This window comes from Seonamhaeicola algicola (assembly GCF_007997385.1).
Lineage (GTDB): Bacteria > Bacteroidota > Bacteroidia > Flavobacteriales > Flavobacteriaceae > Seonamhaeicola > Seonamhaeicola algicola.
Genome location: NZ_VOSC01000012.1, coordinates 154,339 through 174,969 on the forward strand (window position 1 = coordinate 154,339; position 20,631 = coordinate 174,969).

Genomic DNA, 20,631 nt, shown 5'->3' on the forward strand with positions numbered 1-20,631 from the left:
ACTTAAAGGTTTAAGTTGCACTAAGCAACAACAAAACCTTAAAATAAATTCTGTTAAAACCCTTTATTTTACTGTAGTTTCAGCGCTTTAAAACAGTATACTATTTACCCAAAATTAAAAAAACAAAACACATAGAATACGCCATAAAAAACATTATTTTGTAAAAATTACCAATAAATAAATACTTTTAAGTTTACAAAACCATATTAAACCAAATCTCAACAGGTTTAATTTACCAACTAAACACTAAATTTTGTATTACATAGGATTAGATATTGGCAGTTCGTCTGTTAAAGTAGCACTGGTTAATGCCGCTTCTGGCAAGAACATTTTAAGCTTAAACGAGCCCGAAAATGAAATGGAAATTTTGGCGCTTCAAAATGATTGGGCAGAACAAGACCCCAATATGTGGTGGCAATATGCCTGTAAAGCTATAAAACGTGTTATTGTAGAAACTAATATTGATGCCTCAAAAATATCGGGTATTGGTATTTCATACCAAATGCACGGTTTGGTTATTGTTAATAAAGATGGTAATCCGCTAAGAAATTCAATAATTTGGTGCGATAGTAGAGCCGTTGCCATAGGAAACGATGCCCATAAAGGTTTAGGCGAAGATTTTTGCGCAGAACATTTACTAAATTCTCCAGGGAATTTTACAGCTTCAAAATTAAAATGGGTAAAAGAAAATGAACCTGAAATTTATAAGCAAATTTATAAATACATGTTACCAGGTGATTATATTGCATATAAATTAACCGGCAATATTGTTACCACAAAAAACAGTTTATCTGAAGGTATTTTATGGGATTATAAAAATAACACATTAGCTGAATCTTTATTGAACTATTATGGTATTGATAAAGATTTAACTCCAGCAATAGTTGATAATTTTACCAACCAAGGCGTAACTAATAAAAAAGCTTTTGAAGATACAGGAATACCCGAAGGTGTACCCGTAAACTATAGGTCTGGAGACCAACCAAACAATGCACTATCGCTAAACATTTTTAACAATGGTGAAGTTGCTGCTACTGGTGGCACATCGGGCGTATTGTATGCGGTTTCAAACACCTTAAAATCTAAAGAATCTTCAAGAATTAATCATTTTACACACGTAAATTACACCAAAAACAACACTACTGTTGGTAAGCTTTTATGCATTAACGGTTGCGGTATTATGTACCGCTGGCTCAAAGATAATATTGGCATAAATTCGTATGAAGCTATGAATAAAAAAGCTGCCGAGGTAGCTATTGGGTCTAATGGTGTTGCTATTATTCCTTTTGGAAATGGTGCTGAGCGCATGCTAAACAACAAAAATGTAGGCGCACATTTTTTAAATTTCAACCTAAATCTTCATAATAATGCACATTTATGTAGGGCAGCTTTAGAAGGTATTGCCTTTGCCTTTGTATACGGAATGGAAATTTTAAAAAATGACAATGCCGAAATAAATGTAATTAGAGCAGGTAACGACAACCTATTTAGAGCCGAAATTTTCTCAAATACTGTAGCCACTTTAATTGGCCATGACATTGAAATTTACAACACCACTGGAGCCGTTGGTGCCGCAAGAGCCGCAGGTTTAACCGATGGTGATTTTGAAAAATTTGGCGCTAATATTACTAATAACGATTATGTAATGACGTTTAAACCTTCTGAAAACAAAACGCCATACCTGCAAGCATATAAAAACTGGAAAAAAGAATTAGAAATTATATTAAAGAATAAATAACAATGGAATACTTTAAAGGCATTGATGCTATTAAATACGAAGGAAAAGAATCTGATAACCCTTTAGCGTTTAAATATTATAACCCAGACCAAGTTGTGGCAGGAAAAACCATGCGCGAGCATTTTAAATTTGCCATTGCCTACTGGCATACGTTTTGCGGGCAAGGTGCAGACCCATTTGGTCCTGGAACACAAAATTTTGCTTGGGATAAAGCTTCAGACCCTATTCAGGCTGCAAAAGATAAAGCTGATGCTGCTTTTGAATTCATTTCTAAAATGGGATTTGATTATTTCTGTTTTCATGATTTTGATTTAGTACAAGAGGCACCAACTTTAGCGGAATCTGAAAAAAGGCTTCAAACCATTGTTGAATATATCAAAGAGAAAAAAGCCGAAACAGGCAAAAAACTACTTTGGGGTACTGCCAACTGTTTTTCTAATCCAAGATACATGAACGGTGCTGCTACCAACCCAGATTTTAATGTGGTTGCCAGAGCAGGCGCACAAATAAAATTAGCTTTAGATGCTACCATTGCATTAAACGGTGAAAACTATGTGTTTTGGGGCGGTCGTGAAGGCTATATGTCTTTATTAAATACAGACATGAAACGTGAGTTAGACCACATGGCGCAGCTCCTTACAATGGCTAGAGATTATGCTAGAGGTCAAGGGTTTAATGGTACTTTCTTTATTGAACCAAAACCTATGGAACCAATGAAACATCAGTATGATTTTGATGCTGCAACAGCTATCGGGTTCTTGAAAGAATATGGTTTAGATAAAGATTTCAAAATGAATATTGAAGTTAACCATGCTACATTAGCACAACACACATTTCAGCATGAATTAGAAGTATCTGCCGCTGCAGGCATGTTAGGAAGTATTGATGCTAACCGAGGTGATTACCAAAATGGTTGGGATACAGACCAGTTCCCAAACAACATCCAAGAAACTACCGAGGCTATGTTAGTATTCCTAAAAGCAGGTGGTTTACAAGGTGGAGGTGTTAATTTTGATGCTAAAATTAGAAGAAACTCAACAGATTTAGAAGATGTTTTCTTAGCTCATATTGGTGGTGCCGATACCTTTGCACGTGCTTTAATTACTGCAGATAAAATCATATCTTCTTCACAATATAACAACTTAAGAACTGAACGTTATAGTTCTTTTGACACTGGAAAAGGCAAAGATTTTGAAGCTGGAAAATTAGATTTAAAAGCGCTTTATAATATTGCTAATGATAATGGTGAGTTGCCTTTAACTAGTGGTAAGCAAGAGTTATTCGAAAATATTATTAACCAATACATTTAATTATGAGTTCGGTATTAGAAGGATTAGATTGGGTTGTTTTAGGTATCTATTTTTTAGCCCTTGTAGCTGTTGCCGTTTGGGTAGTGCTTCAAAAAAACAAAAACACCGAAGATTATTTTTTAGCAGGTAGAAACGTTGGCTGGTTTGTAATTGGTGCTTCAATTTTTGCTTCTAATATTGGCTCCGAACATGTTGTAGGGCTTGCGGGCACAGGGTTTGAATCTGGTACACCCATGGCTCACTACGAGTTACATGCTTGGATAGTTTTACTTCTTGGCTGGTTATTCTTGCCATTTTACATAAGAAGTGGGGCTTTTACAATGCCTGAATTTTTAGAGAAACGATTTGACGCACGTTCTCGTTGGTTTTTATCCGTTTTCTCATTAGTTGCTTATGTGCTTACAAAAGTATCTGTAACCATATATGCCGGTGGTATTGTGGTTTCTGAATTATTAGGAATTCCTTTCTGGTATGGTGCCATTGGCATTGTAGTTTTTACAGGTATTTACACTGTAGTTGGCGGTATGAAGGCTGTAATTTATACTGAAACTTTACAAACTGTTATACTCATTTTAGGCTCTATAATCATTACTTTTTTAGGGTTACAAGAAGTTGGTGGATGGGGACAATTGCGTGAAACTGTAACATCTGTAAGTCCTGATCATTTTAATATGTGGCGCCCCATGAGCGATCCGCAATTTCCATGGACAGGCTTACTCATTGGAGGCACTATTGTAGGTATTTGGTATTGGTGTACAGACCAATATATTGTACAACGCACATTGGCCGCTAACAACATTAAAATTGGTAGACGAGGCGCTATTTTTGGCGCTTATTTAAAACTATTACCTATTTTAATTTTCTTAATACCTGGTATTATTGCTTTTGCTTTATCAATTCAAAATCCTGAAATGTTTTCGGTTGAAAAGGCAGATAGAGCGTTCCCAATGCTTGTAAAAACACTTTTACCTGTTGGTTTAAAAGGTTTGGTAGCTGGAGGTTTAATGGCTGCTTTAATGAGTTCGTTAGCATCTGTTTTTAACTCGTGCTCTACAATTTTCACAATAGACATTTATAAGAAGCTAAAACCTAATATGACCGAAGCTAAACTGGTTAAAATAGGACAAATAGCAACGGGATTCATTGTTATCTTAGGAATTATTTGGATTCCTATAATGGAAAAAATTGGTGGAGGTGTTATGTATCAATACCTTCAAAATGTACAATCATACATTGCACCACCTGTAACAGCTGTTTTTCTTTTAGGTATTATTTGGAAACGCGTAAACGCCAAAGCTGCTATTACAACGCTTTTAGCTGGGTTATTTTTATTAATTCTTCGTTTAGGTTCTGAAATTTATTTTCAACCACAAATTGCTGCTGGCGAAGAATTGAACAACTTAATGTATGGTTTTGCAACTATTAATTTTGCGCACATGGCCATATTTATGTTTATCTTTTCTGTAATACTTTGTATCTCGGTAAGTTTAGCAACAAACGCTCCTGATTATAAAGCTATTGTTGGCCTATCATTTGGAACACTTACTGAAGAGCAAAAACAAGAAAACAAAGGAAGTTATGATACAATTGATATTGTGTTATCTATAATATTAGTTATTCTGGTAATTGGTGTTTTAAGCTATTTTACAGGATAATTATTTTTTGTTAATTAAGTTTTTAAAAAGCCCTGTTAATATTATTCTAACAGGGCTTTTTATTTAGTTTTATGCTAACTTTTTAGTGCTTTCGCGTTCAATTAAGCTCGTTTTAACCACTTTTGTTTCAAAAGGGATTTCAGTGGTGCTTTCCAATCTTTTTATTAGCATTGTTGCAGCTGTTTCACCAATGTATTTAGCATGCTGACTAATGGTTGTTATTTTAGGCGATACATATTGTGGTAATGGCCCATTTGTAAAACAGATTATAGATAAATTTTCTGGTATTTGGTATTTCATACGTTTTACCAATTCTAATGATTGTACCGCGCTACTTTCTTCTAAACACAACAACCCATCAATAGTTTTATCGGCTAAAACAATTTTCATAGCTGTTTCAAAGTCTTCATTTTTGCCAATTTTCACAATATGCTTAGGGTTAATAGTTATGTTATTTTCAATTAATGCCTGTTCATAACCTTGTGCTCTTAGTTTTCCAACGCTTAAATTATCAATTACAGATATTAAAGCAATACGCTTGCAACCTGTTTTTATTAAATGGTTGGTAGCATGACGCGCACCTTCAAAATCATCAACAATAACTTTATCGCATGTAATTTCATCAGTAACACGGTCAAACATTACCAAAGGCACCCCTTCATTTATAGCATTTTTTAAGTGCTGATATTGTTCTTTTTCTTGTGTTTCTTCGGCTAATGAAATTATAAAACCATCTAACGTGCCATTTTTTAAAAGCTCCATAGTTTTAAGTTCTTTTTCATGTGATTCGTTTGAAATACACGAAATTAAACTATACCCTTTTTCAGCAGCTTTTTCCTCAATACCTACAAATACTTTAGCAAAAAAGTTATTCATAATATTGGGTATAATAACACCAATAGTTTTAGTTTTTTTATTAAGCAAACTAAGAGCTACGCTGTTGGGCTTATAGTTATGAGCCCTAGCATATTGTTGTATTTTTTCTTTAGTTTTAACACTAATTTCATAGCTATCATTTAATGCTTTTGATACTGTTGCTATAGATACTTCAAACTCATTAGCTATATGCTTAAGTGTTATACGCTTCTTCATTTTTAAAATAGAAAAGTAGGCTAATTTAGGTATTTATTAAATTTATTTATTACTTATGCTTAGTATTTTATGCGCTTTACTTGTTTTAATTACCTTTGTAGAACTTAATACACACGTTTATGATTTATTCAATGACAGGTTACGGAAAATCTGTTTTGCAACTGCCTACCAAAAAAATTACTATAGAGCTAAAATCTCTAAACAGTAAAAATCTTGATTTAAACGCAAGAATGCCTTCTATTTACAGAGAAAAAGAATTGGCCATTAGAAAACAATTAGCCGATGCTTTGGTGCGTGGAAAAATAGATTTTTCAATTTATGTTGAAGTTACAGGCGAAGACACCTCATCTCAAATTAACAAACCTGTTGTAAAACAATACATAAACCAATTAAAAGACGTTGTTGATGGTGATGCCATTGAACTATTAAAAATGGCCGTAAGGTTTCCCGATGCCTTAAATACTGTAAGAGAAGAAATTGATGATAACGAATGGAAAGCCATACAAACCGAAATTAACAATGCCGTTACTAAACTAACAGCATACAGGTTAGATGAAGGAAATGTTTTAGAAAAAGACTTTACAGAACGTGTTAGCACAATTGAAAATATTCTTGAAAAAGTAATTGAAATGGACCCGCTTCGTGTTGAAGCCGTTAGAGAACGTTTACTTAAAGGTGTTGAAGAATTAAAAGAAAAATACGACGAAAACCGTTTTGAGCAAGAATTGGTGTATTACATTGAAAAGTTTGATATTACCGAAGAAAAAGTCCGTTTAAAAAACCACTTAAACTATTTTATTGAAACTTTAAAAACTAAAGATTCTAACGGAAAAAAATTAGGATTTATTAGCCAAGAAATAGGCCGAGAAATAAACACCATTGGCTCTAAAAGTAATTATGCACCCATGCAACAATTGGTTGTACAAATGAAAGATGAGCTTGAAAAAATTAAAGAACAATTATTAAATGTGCTTTAATTTTAAGCAAACCTTTTTTAGTAAAACAATAAAAAGGTTAAACTTATTTAAACCTCAATTCAAAAAACATAACTTTTGGAAAACAACACAACAAAACAAGGTAAACTCATAGTATTTTCAGCACCATCAGGTTCAGGAAAAACAACCATTGTTAGGCATTTATTAAGCAAACCAGAATTAAATTTAGAATTTTCAATATCGGCAACCTCTCGTGATAAACGTGGCACTGAGGTAAACGGAAAAGATTATTATTTTCTTTCGGCAAAAGATTTTAAAACCAAAATTAAAAACGAAGAATTTTTAGAGTGGGAAGAAGTGTATAGAGATAACTTTTACGGCACTTTAAAAACCGAAGTAGAGCGTATTTGGGCCATGGGCAAACATGTTATTTTTGATATTGACGTATCTGGTGGCTTGCGTATAAAACGCAAATACCCTGAACAAACTTTAGCTATTTTTGTTAAACCACCAAGTATTGATGAGCTTAAAATAAGACTAAAAAAACGCAAAACTGAAAGCCCAGAAAAAATAAGCATGCGTGTTGCTAAAGCCTCGGCCGAATTAGCAACAGCACCTCTATTTGATGAAATTGTTATTAATGATAATTTAGAAAGCGCCTTTAAAGATGCACATACACTGGTAAGTAATTTTATAAATTCATAAACATGAACATTGGGTTGTACTTTGGGTCCTTTAATCCCATTCATATTGGGCACTTGGTTATTGCTAACCATATGGCCGAATATAGTAATTTAGATGAAATTTGGTTTGTAGTAACACCACACAATCCGTTTAAAAAGAAAAGCTCATTACTTGATAACTACCAACGTTTAGAACTCGTATTTAGAGCTACCGAAACCTATTCAAAACTAAAACCAAGTGACATTGAGTTTAATTTACCACAACCAAACTACACCATTAACACCTTAGCGCATTTAGAAGAAAAATATCCACAGCATACATTTAGTTTAATTATGGGCGAAGACAATTTGAACCATTTTCATAAATGGAAAAACGCCAATGTTATTTTAGAAAACTACCACATGTATGTGTATCCAAGAATTTCTAATGACAAAAGTACTTCGCAATACAACAACCACCCTAAAATACACATGGTAAATGCGCCTATTATGGAAATATCATCAACCTTTATACGTAACGCCATAAAAGAAGGCAAAAATGTACAGCCACTACTATCAAAATCTGTTTGGCAATATATAGATGAGATGAATTTTTATAAAAACTAGCAATAAATAAGTGTGAAAGAATTTTTTTCAAACTTAACCTTTGAAACTGGCATTTAAACCGAAAAAAACAGTATTTTAGCTCGTGTAATCTCGAGTTCAGCACTAAAATAATGAAAAGTAAAAATTCCAACTTCTATGTTGTTGGTATAGGTGCATCGGCAGGCGGTTTGGATGCTATACAAACCTTGTTTGATCACATACCAAATGACACTGGGATGGCATTTATAATCATTCAACATCTCTCGCCTGATTTTAAAAGCTTAATGCCAGAATTGCTTAGTAAGCACACCAACATGCCTATTTTTACGGCTGAGGATAAGCAAACTATTAAACCTAACGCCATTTATTTAAATCAGAGAAATAAAAACCTACATATAAAGGGTAATAAACTCTATTTATTAAATAAAGGCCCTAAGCAAAGCTTAAATTTACCAATAGATATTTTTTTTCACACCTTAGGTGAAGAGTTTAAAGAAAAAGCCATTGGTGTTATATTATCTGGCACAGGGTCAGATGGTTCTAGAGGCATAAAAACCATTAAAGAAGGCAACGGTACAACCATTGTGCAAGACCCAACAACTACGCAGTTTGATGGCATGCCCAACTCTGCCATACATACTAATGCTATTGATTATGTTTTAAGCCCTAGAAAAATTGCTGAACTTTTTCAAAAACAAACAATAGACAAACAAATTATTACTAAAGAATTTCATAAAAGCAAATCAAACGAATCTATCGTTAATGATATATTAACCATAATTTACAGGCATTCTGGTATAGATTTTAGAGAATACAAACGCAACACATTACTACGCAGGCTAGAAAAACGCATGAATATTAACAACATTGAACAGTTGTTTGATTATGCATCGTTTATTGCTGGTAATGAAGAAGAAAAACGAATTTTAAAAGAAGACTTTTTAATTGGCGTAACCCGTTTTTTTAGAGACAGTGAAGCTTTTAAAATATTAAAAGAAAATGTAATACCAGATATATGTAAAAACAAACCAGAACATGAAACCGTTAGAGTTTGGGTTGCTGGTTGTTCTACTGGCGAAGAAGTGTATTCTATTGCTATTTTACTTGATGATTATATACGCACCAACCAGTTAAAAATAGACTATAAAATATTTGCCACAGATATTGATACTAAAGCTTTGGCTATTGCAGGTATAGGCTCATATCACATTAATATTATTAATGAAATTGAACAAAAATACCTTGAAAACTATTTTTTAAAAACCGGCGATAAAATTCGTATTTTAAAACGCATAAGAGAGCGTATTGTGTTTTCTAACCATAACTTAATAAAAGATCCACCTTTTATTAGAATGGATTTAATTTCATGCAGAAACCTACTTATTTATTTAGATAATAAAATTCAAAATAAGGTAACTAATAGTTTTCAGTTTGCGCTAAACAAATCTGGCTATTTGTTTTTAGGTAACAGTGAATCTTTAGGTGATATTGCTAAATATTTTAAACCTGTTGATGTAAAATGGAAAATTTATCAAAACGTATCTGAAAACAAGAAGTTTTCACCTTCAAAAAACAACTTATCAGAGCGTATTAGTACTTATGCATATAAAACACCAACCAAAATAACAGAACCTGCAAAATATATTTCATCGCCAGAGGCTCCCGATGTTGTGTTTCATAAATACTTAAGCAAAAAGTTCAGTCCGTCTGCCATATTTATAGATGGAAGTTATAACATTCTATTCATTAAAGGTGATGCTGGCAAGAAATTATCACATCAAGAGGGCGTTTTTCAAAATAACTTATTAAAAATTGTAAACCCTGAAATAGCCTCAATAATTAGAAGCGGTATTAGGCGACTAAAAACTGAGAAAAAAGATATAATAATTAAAGATGTTATTAATGAAGTTAATGGCAATAACTATACATTTAACCTAACATTTCATATACCAAATGATAAATTTAACTTACAAGATTGCTATTTAATAGAATTTAGCGAAGAAGTTGAAATAAACCACAACAACCCTTTATTAATAAGCAACATAACTGCTGATGAAATTTCAAATCATCGTTTAGAAGATTTAGAAAATGAATTAGCTATTGTAAAAACAGAATTACAAAACACCGTTGAAGAACTAGAAACTAGTAATGAAGAATTACAGTCTTCAAACGAAGAACTTATGGCTTCAAACGAAGAACTTCAAAGCACCAATGAAGAGCTTCAATCTGTTAACGAAGAGTTGTATACTGTAAATTCTGAACTTCAAGAAAAAAATAAAGAACTCACAAACTTAAGTAATGATGTAACCAACCTTTTAGACAATACGGATATTGGAACCCTATTTTTAGATACCGACTTACGTATTAGAAAATTTACACCAGAACTTACCGACGTTTTTAATTTAAGAGAGTCTGACTACGGAAGAACACTTTCAAGTTTTACATCAAATTTTGATGAAACCATTAGAAATCAAATCATTGAAGACTCTAAACTTGTACTATCAAAACTTATAACCATTGAAAAACAAGTACAAGACAAAGACAATAATTTCTATTTAAAAAGAATAAGCCCGTTTATTACAACCACCAAAACTATTGATGGTGTAGTAATAACGTTTAACAACATTAACAAACTAAAAGAAACCGAAAAAGAATTAGCACAAACAGATTTAAAATACCAAATGCTGTTTGAAAACTTAACTGAAGGTTTTTTTCACTGTAGAATAATAACAGATAATAAAGGAACACCCATAGATTGGGAATACATTACTGTAAATCCAGCTTATAAAAAAATTACAGGTATTAAAGTTGCTGATGTTAAAGGGAAAAAAGTATCAGAATTTTTCCCTCAACTAGTTAATGAACCTAATAAATGGATTCAAAATTATGCCGAAATAGCTTTTTCTGGCGAAAAACGAACCATTGAAGGCAATGTTAACGCCCTAGGAAAATACTTTGTTGTAAATGCCTTTTCACCTAGAAGAGGCGAATTTGCTGGTACAATTTCAGATTTAACAGCAGTAAAAAGAAGTGAAATTGAGCTTAGAAAAAGTACTGAAGAATTAAAACGCATACAAGAAATAACCCAAATTGGTAGTTGGTATTTAAATTTAAATACTGATGAAGTTACCTGGACTATAGAACTTTATAAAATTTTTGATTGCGACCCTAATTTACCCGCACCAACATTTACCGAAAGTAGAGACTTTTTTACTGATGAAAGCTGGAAAATACTTGAAAATGCGGTTGCCGAAACTACCAAAACAGGCATACCATACGAAATAGAATTAAACATAATTACAAAAAAAGGCCATAAACGCTGGCTTTGGGCACGTGGAGAAACTGTTTTAGATGACGATGGTAATGTAATTGGCTTAAGAGGTGCTGCACAAAATATAACAGACCAAAAAACCACTGAAACCGAACTTATAAAAGCTAAAAAAGTGGCTGAACTTGCAAACGCACACAAAAGTCATTTTCTAGCCAATATGAGCCATGAAATTAGAACACCTATGAATGGTGTTTTAGGCTTTTCTGAGTTGCTTAAAAACGATCAGTTATCAACAAACGACAGGCTTAAATACCTTGAAATCATAGACAACAACTCTAAACAACTTTTAAATTTAATTGATGATATTATTGATATTGCCAAAATTGAATCAAACGAAATTAAAATTGTAACCAAAGAGTGTCATTTACCAAAACTTATTAATAATTTAGAAATAACCTACAACCAACTTAAGCGCACTAGGTATAAAAAAGAGGTTACTTTTAAATCTTATATACCTGAGCAGCATAAAGATTTAATTATTTTAACAGATCCGCAAAGGCTGCAACAAATACTTTCTAATTTACTAAACAACGCGCTTAAATTTTCTAACAAAGGCGAAATTTCATTTGGCTTTACCGTTGAAAAAAATAACATTAACTTTTTTGTTAAAGACCAAGGTATTGGCATACAAAAAAGTAAGCAAATGGAAATTTTTGAACGCTTTAAACAAGTTAATTATAATGATAATGCAAATTATGGTGGCACTGGTTTAGGGTTAGCTATTTGTAAAGGTCTTGTAACCTTATTGGGTGGTGATATTACAGTAAATTCAGAGTTTAATGTTGGTACAACCTTTAAATTTTATATACCTTTAAAAGTTGGAAAAATTTTACCAGACAAAAAAGAAGCCGTTGATTTTGAAACGGTTAAATCTTTAAACGGAAAAACCATTTTAATTGCTGAAGATGACTCTTTAATTAGGCTGTTATTTAAAATTGTACTTAAAAACACAGGTGCCAATTTACTTTTTGCAAATAATGGTAAAGCCGCAGTAAAAGCACACAAAGAAAACCCTAAAATAGATATTTCTTTGCTAGATATAAGAATGCCACAAATGAATGGTATTGATGCCTTAGACGAAATAATAAAAATAAATCCAAAAGCTAAGGTTATCATGCAATCTGCTTACGTTATGCCAGAAGAAAAAGAAAAATGCTACAGCAAAGGTTGTGTTGGCTTTTTAACAAAACCTGTTGTAAAAGAAGAATTGTTTGAACTTTTAAATAAATGGGCAAATTAAATGGAAATAGCAATAATAGCGCATGATGGTAAAAAGGCTGAAATGGTTCAGTTTTTAAACCAATATAAAACAAAATTTCAAGAAAAAAACATTACCATAATTTCTACAGGCACAACCGGTAGCAAAGTTGAAAACGCAGGCATTGAGGTTACCAAAATGCTTTCTGGCCCATTAGGTGGCGATGCTCAAATTGCTGCCAGAGTTGCTGAGGGTAAATGTAACATGGTTATTTTTTTTAGAGACCCACTTGAAAAACACCCACACGAGCCTGATGTAAATATGCTTATGCGTTTATGTGATGTTCATGATGTGCCACTAGCTACAAACCCAGCTACCGCAGAATTATTGGTTAGAGGTCTTTAATTTTTAATATAACTTATGAAGTTTATAAAAACATTATTACCTTTTTTAAGTGTAATGTTTTGCACGCTATTATACGCCCAAAACATAAATATTTCCAGTAAATCATCAGAACTTGTAATTGGTGAGAAAATAGATTTACACTCAAACATTCTCAACGAAAATAGAGTTTTAAACATTTATTTACCTAACGGATATTCTAAAAATAAATCAAAAAAGTATCCTGTTATTTATCTTTTAGACGGCTCAATTGATGAAGATTTTATTCATATAACGGGGCTTGTTCAATTTGGGGCTTTCTCATGGATAAATATACTACCAGAATCAATTGTTGTAGGAATTTCAAATGTTGATAGGAAAAGAGATTTTACATATCCTTCAAAAAACAAATTAGATTTAAAGGAACTACCAACATCAGGAAAATCAGAACAATTTATCAAGTTTATACAAACCGAATTACAACCTTTTATAGACCAAAATTACAATACCAATGCAACAAAAACATTAATTGGGCAATCTTTAGGCGGGCTTTTAGCTACCGAAATTCTGTTTAAACACCCCAACTTATTTAATAATTACATTATTGCAAGCCCTAGCTTATGGTGGGACGATGCGTCATTGCTAAAATATAAACCAACGCCTTACAACTCGAAAAAATCTATATATATAGCTGTTGGTAAAGAAGGCCCAACTATGGAGCGTGTTGCTAATGAATTATTTATCAAACTAAACACCGAAAAAACAACAAACACAAAACTTTTTTTTGAGTTTTTTGAGAAACAAAACCATGGCGATGTTTTACATTTAGCAGTGTATGATGCCTTTGAAAAAATTTTTAACAAAGAAGAATAAATAAAGAAACCGCCTAAAGTAACAACACTTTAAACGGTTTCTTAACTAAATAACCAACCAAAAAATTTGTGAAACTACGTTTGGTGTTAATGCAAACTAGTTTTTACTTATATTTTAAATACTTCTTTTACTTTCTCTAGGGTTATCTACCCTTTTATTTTTAAACTTTCGTTTCTTTTCTATTTTTATTTTACTTGTACTATCAGCATTTTTTAAATACTGTATGTAACCTCTTCCTTTAAACTCATATACCGTTTCAGATGATGGGTGATATAGCTCTATAGTTACATCATTAATAACGCTTAATTCAAAGTATTCATTGTTGAAGAAATCATAATCTAATGTTAAAGTTTTTAAGTACATGTTTCCTGCCACATTTCCAACACCATAAACCCCAGTATAATCCCACTGTAAATTATTTACGTTTGTACCCGAAGGATCTTGTGAACTCCAGAATTCAGAGTCATTTCCACTAGCTAAAAACGCTAAAAAGTTTTCGTTATCAAACTCATTAATGGCTCCAAAATCACTGGTATATGTTTTTTCCCAAGCTTCATATTCTTGTAAGAAGTAGTGAATATTGTCATAAAACACAAAATCATAATCAAAATTACTACGCTGGTATCCATCTAAAAAGTACGATGTATCATTATCTGGGTTATATAACTCAATAGTATTTCCATCTATTTGATATACATCAAAGGTTGAAAACCCATCAATATCATGTTGTACATCTAAAATCATATTGTAAGCATCGTATTCAGCTACATCAATTCCAAAGCCATTTCCGCTATTGCCCAAACCAACTATATTATTGTTTGCATAAACTACACCACCTCTAAATGATATTGTAAAAGCCTTTTGTAAAAACGGTGTTTCACCATAACCTTGGGTTGCATTAATATCTACATACCATAATTCATAAGAGCTTAATAATTGATGTATTGAAATTGGTGGTTCTTCAACATAATCATCAACATGAACTTCGGTATAACATGATGTAAATACGCTGGCAATTAAAACAAAGCTTAAAAGTAATTTTACAGTCTTCATAATCTCGTTATTTTAGGGTTTACATGTAATTGGTTTTCAAAACCTGTGCCAAAAAAATGTTATTAATACATTAAGCTGCTTTTGCCTTTAATAATTTTATGTACTTTTGAACAGCTAAAAAAGACAAACTTTTTATGGAAAAGCCTTTAAAATATGCGGTTTTTGGTGGTGGAAGTTGGGCAACAGCTATTGTAAAAATGCTGTGTGAAAATATTAATGAAGTTGGTTGGTATATGCGAAGTGTTTATACCAAAGAACATATTTTAAAAGAACAACACAACCCCAATTATTTAAGTTCAGTAGAGTTTCATTTAGAACAATTAAAGCTTAGTAATGATATAAATGAAATTGCAGAATGGGCCGATGTTTTGTTTTTTGTTATTCCTTCAGCATTTATTCATACTGAATTAGAAAAACTGCATGTTGATATTTCAAATAAAATAATAGTATCGGCTGTTAAAGGTATTATGCCAGAGTCTGGTTTATTAGTAGGTGAACATTTTCATCAGGTTTACAAAATACCCTATGAAAATATTGCGGTTATTGCTGGCCCATGCCATGCCGAAGAAGTGGCTTTAGAACGCTTATCATACCTTACTATTTCATGTTCTGATACCCTGAAAGCTAAAATAATTGCTAAAAGCCTATCTTCAGACTATATAAAAACTAAAATTAGTGATGATATTATAGGTGTTGAATATGCCGTAATGCTTAAAAACATTTATGCCATTGCTGCCGGTATTGCTCATGGTTTAGGCTATGGTGATAATTTTCAAAGTGTTTTAATGAGCAATGCCATTAGAGAAATGCGCCGTTTTATTAAAAAAATGCATAAAATGAAACGTAACATTAATAACTCTGCTTATTTAGGTGATTTATTAGTTACGGGCTACTCAACGTTTTCACGTAACCGTATGTTTGGTAACATGATTGGTAAAGGCTACACTGTAAAATCTGCTCAAATGGAAATGAATATGGTAGCCGAAGGTTACTACGCCGCAAAAAGCGCACAGCTTTTAAACCAAAAAAACCTTAAAAAAACCCGTTTGCCAATTATTAATGCAGTTTATGAAATACTTTACGAAAACAAAAACCCCAAAAAAGTATTTAAAAAACTTACCGAAAAATTAGATTAAAATTAACATTTACAACGTATGGTGTAATTTAGTTTAAACTACATTTGCACCATGAAAAAGTTAATTTTCTTTTTATTAACGCTTAGTTGCTTTACAAGCCTTAACACCTTTGCTGTAAATACTAATAGCAAAGATGTAGCTGTTATTGCTAATATTACTAATACCAATAATAACGCGTATTTAAGTAATGTTTCTCAGCCAAACAAAGTAGCTATTCATGCTAATAATGCAGAAAACATTGTATTTAACCTAGTTGATACGGTTAGGCACACACAACCAAATATTGCTTTTGGTGGTTTTACAAACTTGCAATATCAGGTTACTTTTTTTTCATTAGCATGTGGTGTTATTTTAAAAACACAAAACCAAGTATTTGTACCGTTTAAAAAAACGGACATAATCTTTCCTTTTCACAACCATTTTTAAGTTACGTGTTCTTTTTACATTGTATGTTATTTGGTTTAAAAACAATTAGACCAAAATAACCTCTTACACACTTATTTTAACTTAAAAACATAAAAAAATGGACATACAAAACACCATTATTGGCGTTGTTTTAGCCTTAATTTGCGCTATACCTTTTATACTTTTTTACATATCTAAAAAAAAGCAAAAACAAACATTATTAAATACATTAAATACCGTTGCACAAAAACATAATGCAACAATTACAACATTTGAAATTTTTAACACATCAATAATTGCTATTGATACGGTAAATAATTTAGCATTTTATATTAAAAATAATGAAAGTACTGTTGTAAACCTTAAAGAAACAGAGCATTGTTTTTTAAATGTAAAACACAATAATAAAAATGTTATAATTTCGGCAGATATTTGTTTTAAACACCTATCAAACCAAGAAGGTAGTTTTAATGTTTATGATGAAGCACAAGACCCACCTTTAAATGGCGAAACTATTTTCTCTAAAAAATGGGTTAACACTTTTAATAAACACATTAAAATAGCAGCCTAATTTAAAAAACGTGTCTGTTTGATAGTAACATTATTTATCAAGAAAATTAAAACTTTCAAACAGGCACTTTTACTTTACCAAAACACCTTTTACATCCATTAATGGAATAGGCTGTAAAGCATTTAAGTTTATGGTGTTTTTTCTAAACAAATACGTTTTATCAAACATTTTATTACCTTCAAAAAACGATACTTTGAACGTATTATTTATTTCAAACAAAGCCTCTTGCATCAACTCTATTTTAGCATAGCTTTTTTTAGGTAGTTTATCTATTTTTTTTCTAAAAACCGATGTTGTTTTACCTTCAGCATAACCACTGGTAACAATAATTACCATTTCTAAATCTACCGTTTTATCATTTATAATATAAGCATTCCAATCTTGGGTTTTATAGGTTTCGTTATACTCATTAACAACCGCCACATAAACACCTTCAACCTTTGGTATTTCAATATCCTTTTTCATGTTAAATTCAGTTTTTACAGGTGCAAAAATAGTAGTTTAAACATTTAATGTTTTAAATAAAAACTTTAATTTAGTTGTATATCAGCTATTCAACATTAAACTATGCCTTTTTTAAAACCTATATTCAGTGTACTTACAATATCATTATGCTTAATTTCTTGTAAATCTGAACCTTCTAAAACCACAAAAAAACCCAATGTACTTTTTATTTTAGTTGATGATTTAGGTTTGAATGATTTAAGCTATACCGGTAGTAATTTTTATGAAACACCACACATAGATAATTTAGCTGAAAACGCAACCGTATTCACTCAAGGCTATGCCAATTGCCGCGTTTGTAGCCCATCTAGAGCTAGTATTTTTACTGGAAAATTTACTGCTAGACACGGAATTACAGACTGGATTGGAGCCAAAAGCGGCGAAGCTTGGAGAGACCGTAAACGCCATGACAAGCTGCTACCTGCTGAATACAAACATCAATTACCACACAACGATATATCTTTAGCCGAAGCCATGAAAAATGCCGGATACAATACATTTTTTGCCGGAAAATGGCACTTAGGCAGCACCGGATCATTACCTGAAGATCATGGATTTAACATTAATATTGGCGGTTATGAAGCTGGTGGCCCAAGAGGTGGTTATTTTTCACCTTGGAAAAACCCGAAACTTCCAAATTCATATGATGGCGAAAACCTAACTATGCGCTTAGCAAAAGAAACTTCAAACTTCATAAAAAATAATACAGAACAGCCATTTTTTGCGTTTTTATCATTTTATGCTGTTCATGGGCCTATTGAAACTACGCAACAAAAATGGCAAAAATACCGAGATAAAGCTGCTAGATTAGGCATTGATAGTACTGGATATATTATGGAACGCGTGCTACCAATTCGCCAAAAACAAGATAATCCTATTTATGCCGGTTTAGTAGAAAGTACTGATGATGCAGTTGGCGAGGTATTAAATACATTAAAAACATTAGGTATTGATGATAACACTATTGTTATTTTTACTTCAGATAACGGAGGTGTGTCTTCAGGAGATTCATTTTCAACCTCAAATTTACCTTTAAGAGGCGGTAAAGGATATCAATGGGAAGGTGGTATTAGAGAGCCGTATTTTATTAAAGTACCAGGTATTAAGGCATCACAAATACATTATCCTGTTATGGGTTCTGATTTTTATCCTACAATTTTAGATTTAGCTGGTATAAATTTATTGCCCAAACAACATATTGATGGTATTAGCTTAAAACCTATTATAAAAGATAACACCTTTAAAATGGCCAACCGCCCACTGTATTGGCATTATCCGCACTACGGGAATCAAGGAGGCGAACCTTCTTCAATAATTAGAAACGGCAACTGGAAATTAATCTATTATTGGGAAGACAACCGTAATGAGTTGTATGATTTAGAAACAGACCCTTATGAAAAAAACAATTTGGCCAAAGCGCAAACTACTTTAACCACAAAACTAGAAAAACAGTTGCTAAATTGGCTAGATGAAGTGCAGGCTAAGTTTCCTAAAAAAGATACTTTATACGATGCTGAAAAAGATCAACAACGTGATAACGATATTATAAACACCTTATTACCTAACAAGGAAAAAGAGCGTTTAAAAGTACTATCGGAAGATTTTGAACCTAACGCTAATTGGTGGAACAGTAAAGTAACTAACGACTAATATTAAAAAAGAAAGAGGATTTAAATATTAACTATTTAAACCCTCTCTCACAAACCAAAACAACAATCAAACCTAAATCATAGTAACTATGATTTAACTTTTGCTTTCTGCTTTTTTAATATTATTTCCAACCACCACCAAGTGCTTCGTATAAAGTTACCGCACTTAGCAATTGTTGTAATTTGTTGTCTATAACGTTTAACTCAGCATTAAGCGCACTTTCTCTTGCTGTTAATAGATCTAGATAATTAGCTAAACCGTTTTGCAATAATTCCTCTGAGTTTGCTTCGGCTTGACGTAGCGCTTCAACTTCATTTTTACGGTATTCAAATTTTTCGGTTTCAGCATTGTAAACGTAAAGTGCGTTCGACACTTCGTTTCCTGCAGTTAACAAGGTTTTCTTAAAGTTTAAAAGCGCTTGTTCTTGCTGTGCTTTGGCTACTTCGTGTTGTGTTTTTATTTTACGCTGATTAAAAATTGGCTGTGTTAAACCACCAACAACTGTTGCAAATAATGAATTAGCATTAAATAATTTATCTAATTCTAAACTTTGAAATCCGCCACTTGCCGTTAAAGTTAACGATGGATAAAAGTTACTTTTTGCCACATTGGTTAGCTCAAACGCATTGATTAAATTATATTCTGAAGCAATAACGTCTGGTCTGTTTCTCAACAAGGTTGCTGGCACGCCAAGTGTAATGTTTTCATTTAACTGTTGCTCGGTTAACTTACTACGTTCAATCGGTTCTGCAGGTCTTCCTAATAAAAAATTCAACGTATTTTCTGTTCTAAAAATGGCTGCTTGTAAATCTACTTTTAACGCTTTGGCGTTGTTAAACTGCGCTATGTATTGGTCTACTGCAACTTGTGTTACGTTTCCGGCATCTTTTAATGCTTTAATAGTGTAAACACTACTATCTCTGGTGGCAATAGTTCTTTCAGTAATTTCTAATTGTTCATCTAACGCTAATAACTGATAATAGGTTGAGGCTATTGCCGAAATTAATTCGGTTTTTACAGCTTTATGCGCTGCTACTGTTTGTAAATAACTAGCTTCACCTGCGCGTTTATTACTTCTTATTTTACCCCAAATATCGGCTTCCCAAGATAAACTTCCTGATAATTCATATTGATCTACAGACGAGAAAAAACCACCAAACTGACTGTTTTCAGACAGTTCTTGATGTGTTGCTTGGGCTGTACCAGTTAACGTTGGTAAATAACCTGCTTTACCTTGTTTCATATAGGCATTAGCAATAGCAATTTGCTGAATAGCCACACGAATATCTAAGTTGTTTTGAAGACCTTCTTCAATATATTGCGCTAAATATTGGTCTTTAAACATATCTTTCCACGATACATCTGCTAACGAGATACTGTCTTGTGGTAAGTTATCGGTTCTGTACAAATGTTCTGTTTCTTCTAATTCAGGACGTGTGTAATCCTTCGCCACAAAACAACTTTGCAGTGTTAGCGCCAGCATTAAAACTAATGCGCCTTTACTAAAATTTTTATTTATAGTTGATTTCAT

Annotated in this window: 17 protein-coding genes; 13 read left to right on the forward strand and 4 right to left on the reverse strand. The window is 32.3% G+C overall.

The features are described 5' to 3' along the window. The first annotated feature begins 253 nt into the window (after positions 1-253). Genes FUA26_RS03195 through FUA26_RS03205 form a run of 3 tightly spaced genes read left to right on the forward strand, consistent with a single transcriptional unit; the run spans position 254 to position 4,703 of the window. Positions 254-1,738: a xylulokinase gene (locus FUA26_RS03195; protein ID WP_147131477.1), complete on the forward strand. Its 1,485-nt coding sequence runs from the start codon at positions 254-256 to the stop codon at positions 1,736-1,738. 2 nt (positions 1,739-1,740) lie between these two features. Then, positions 1,741-3,048, forward strand: coding sequence for a xylose isomerase (xylA, locus tag FUA26_RS03200; RefSeq protein WP_147131479.1), 1,308 nt, complete (start codon positions 1,741-1,743; stop codon positions 3,046-3,048). Between the two features lie 2 nt (positions 3,049-3,050). After that, on the forward strand, positions 3,051-4,703 hold the full coding sequence (locus FUA26_RS03205) for a sodium:solute symporter (RefSeq protein ID WP_147131482.1): 1,653 nt from the start codon (positions 3,051-3,053) through the stop codon (positions 4,701-4,703). A 69-nt stretch (positions 4,704-4,772) separates the two neighbouring features. Here the strand turns inward: FUA26_RS03205 and FUA26_RS03210 are convergent, their stop codons facing one another. Next, complete coding sequence (locus tag FUA26_RS03210; RefSeq protein WP_147131485.1) at positions 4,773-5,795, reverse strand: LacI family DNA-binding transcriptional regulator; 1,023 nt, start codon at positions 5,793-5,795, stop codon at positions 4,773-4,775. 119 nt (positions 5,796-5,914) lie between these two features. On the opposite strand from FUA26_RS03210, the gene FUA26_RS03215 reads away from it, so the two are divergent. The 6 genes from FUA26_RS03215 (at position 5,915) to FUA26_RS03240 (ending at position 13,781) form a co-directional block, all read left to right on the forward strand. After that, entirely contained in the window at positions 5,915-6,772 is an 858-nt protein-coding gene (locus tag FUA26_RS03215) for a YicC/YloC family endoribonuclease (RefSeq protein WP_246109058.1), read from the forward strand. Between the two features lie 75 nt (positions 6,773-6,847). Then, positions 6,848-7,435, forward strand: coding sequence for a guanylate kinase (gmk, locus tag FUA26_RS03220; RefSeq protein WP_147131487.1), 588 nt, complete (start codon positions 6,848-6,850; stop codon positions 7,433-7,435). Between the two features lie 2 nt (positions 7,436-7,437). Then, entirely contained in the window at positions 7,438-8,019 is a 582-nt protein-coding gene (gene nadD / locus FUA26_RS03225) for a nicotinate (nicotinamide) nucleotide adenylyltransferase (RefSeq protein ID WP_147131490.1), read from the forward strand. Positions 8,020-8,129: 110 nt separating this feature from the next. Next, positions 8,130-12,569 (forward strand): CheR family methyltransferase, encoded by a 4,440-nt coding sequence (locus FUA26_RS03230; protein WP_147131492.1) that lies wholly within the window; start codon positions 8,130-8,132, stop codon positions 12,567-12,569. Then, complete coding sequence (locus tag FUA26_RS03235) at positions 12,570-12,932, forward strand: methylglyoxal synthase (RefSeq protein ID WP_147131494.1); 363 nt, start codon at positions 12,570-12,572, stop codon at positions 12,930-12,932. It abuts the gene before it with no gap. A gap of 15 nt (positions 12,933-12,947) precedes the next feature. Further along, complete coding sequence (locus tag FUA26_RS03240) at positions 12,948-13,781, forward strand: alpha/beta hydrolase (protein WP_147131497.1); 834 nt, start codon at positions 12,948-12,950, stop codon at positions 13,779-13,781. Positions 13,782-13,895: 114 nt separating this feature from the next. Here FUA26_RS03240 and FUA26_RS03245 read toward each other — a convergent pair whose 3' ends face one another. Then, positions 13,896-14,834 carry a nicotinic acid mononucleotide adenyltransferase gene (locus tag FUA26_RS03245; protein WP_147131499.1) on the reverse strand — a complete coding sequence of 313 codons (939 nt, stop codon included), beginning with the start codon at positions 14,832-14,834 and terminating at the stop codon, positions 13,896-13,898. Between the two features lie 134 nt (positions 14,835-14,968). Here FUA26_RS03245 and FUA26_RS03250 point away from each other — a divergent pair, with 134 nt between their 5' ends. From FUA26_RS03250 to FUA26_RS03260, 3 genes are all read left to right on the forward strand, one after another. Further along, a complete protein-coding gene (locus FUA26_RS03250; RefSeq protein WP_147131501.1) occupies positions 14,969-15,970 on the forward strand; it encodes an NAD(P)H-dependent glycerol-3-phosphate dehydrogenase in 1,002 nt (333 codons plus the stop codon). Between the two features lie 51 nt (positions 15,971-16,021). Then, positions 16,022-16,396: a hypothetical protein gene (locus FUA26_RS03255; RefSeq protein WP_147131504.1), complete on the forward strand. Its 375-nt coding sequence runs from the start codon at positions 16,022-16,024 to the stop codon at positions 16,394-16,396. A 97-nt stretch (positions 16,397-16,493) separates the two neighbouring features. Further along, complete coding sequence (locus tag FUA26_RS03260; RefSeq protein ID WP_147131506.1) at positions 16,494-16,946, forward strand: hypothetical protein; 453 nt, start codon at positions 16,494-16,496, stop codon at positions 16,944-16,946. Between the two features lie 69 nt (positions 16,947-17,015). Here FUA26_RS03260 and FUA26_RS03265 read toward each other — a convergent pair whose 3' ends face one another. Continuing rightward, positions 17,016-17,411 (reverse strand): hypothetical protein, encoded by a 396-nt coding sequence (locus FUA26_RS03265; RefSeq protein ID WP_147131509.1) that lies wholly within the window; start codon positions 17,409-17,411, stop codon positions 17,016-17,018. Between the two features lie 102 nt (positions 17,412-17,513). Here FUA26_RS03265 and FUA26_RS03270 point away from each other — a divergent pair, with 102 nt between their 5' ends. Next, on the forward strand, positions 17,514-19,100 hold the full coding sequence (locus tag FUA26_RS03270; protein WP_147131511.1) for a sulfatase: 1,587 nt from the start codon (positions 17,514-17,516) through the stop codon (positions 19,098-19,100). A 121-nt stretch (positions 19,101-19,221) separates the two neighbouring features. Here the strand turns inward: FUA26_RS03270 and FUA26_RS03275 are convergent, their stop codons facing one another. After that, a complete protein-coding gene (locus tag FUA26_RS03275) occupies positions 19,222-20,631 on the reverse strand; it encodes an efflux transporter outer membrane subunit (protein WP_147131513.1) in 1,410 nt (469 codons plus the stop codon).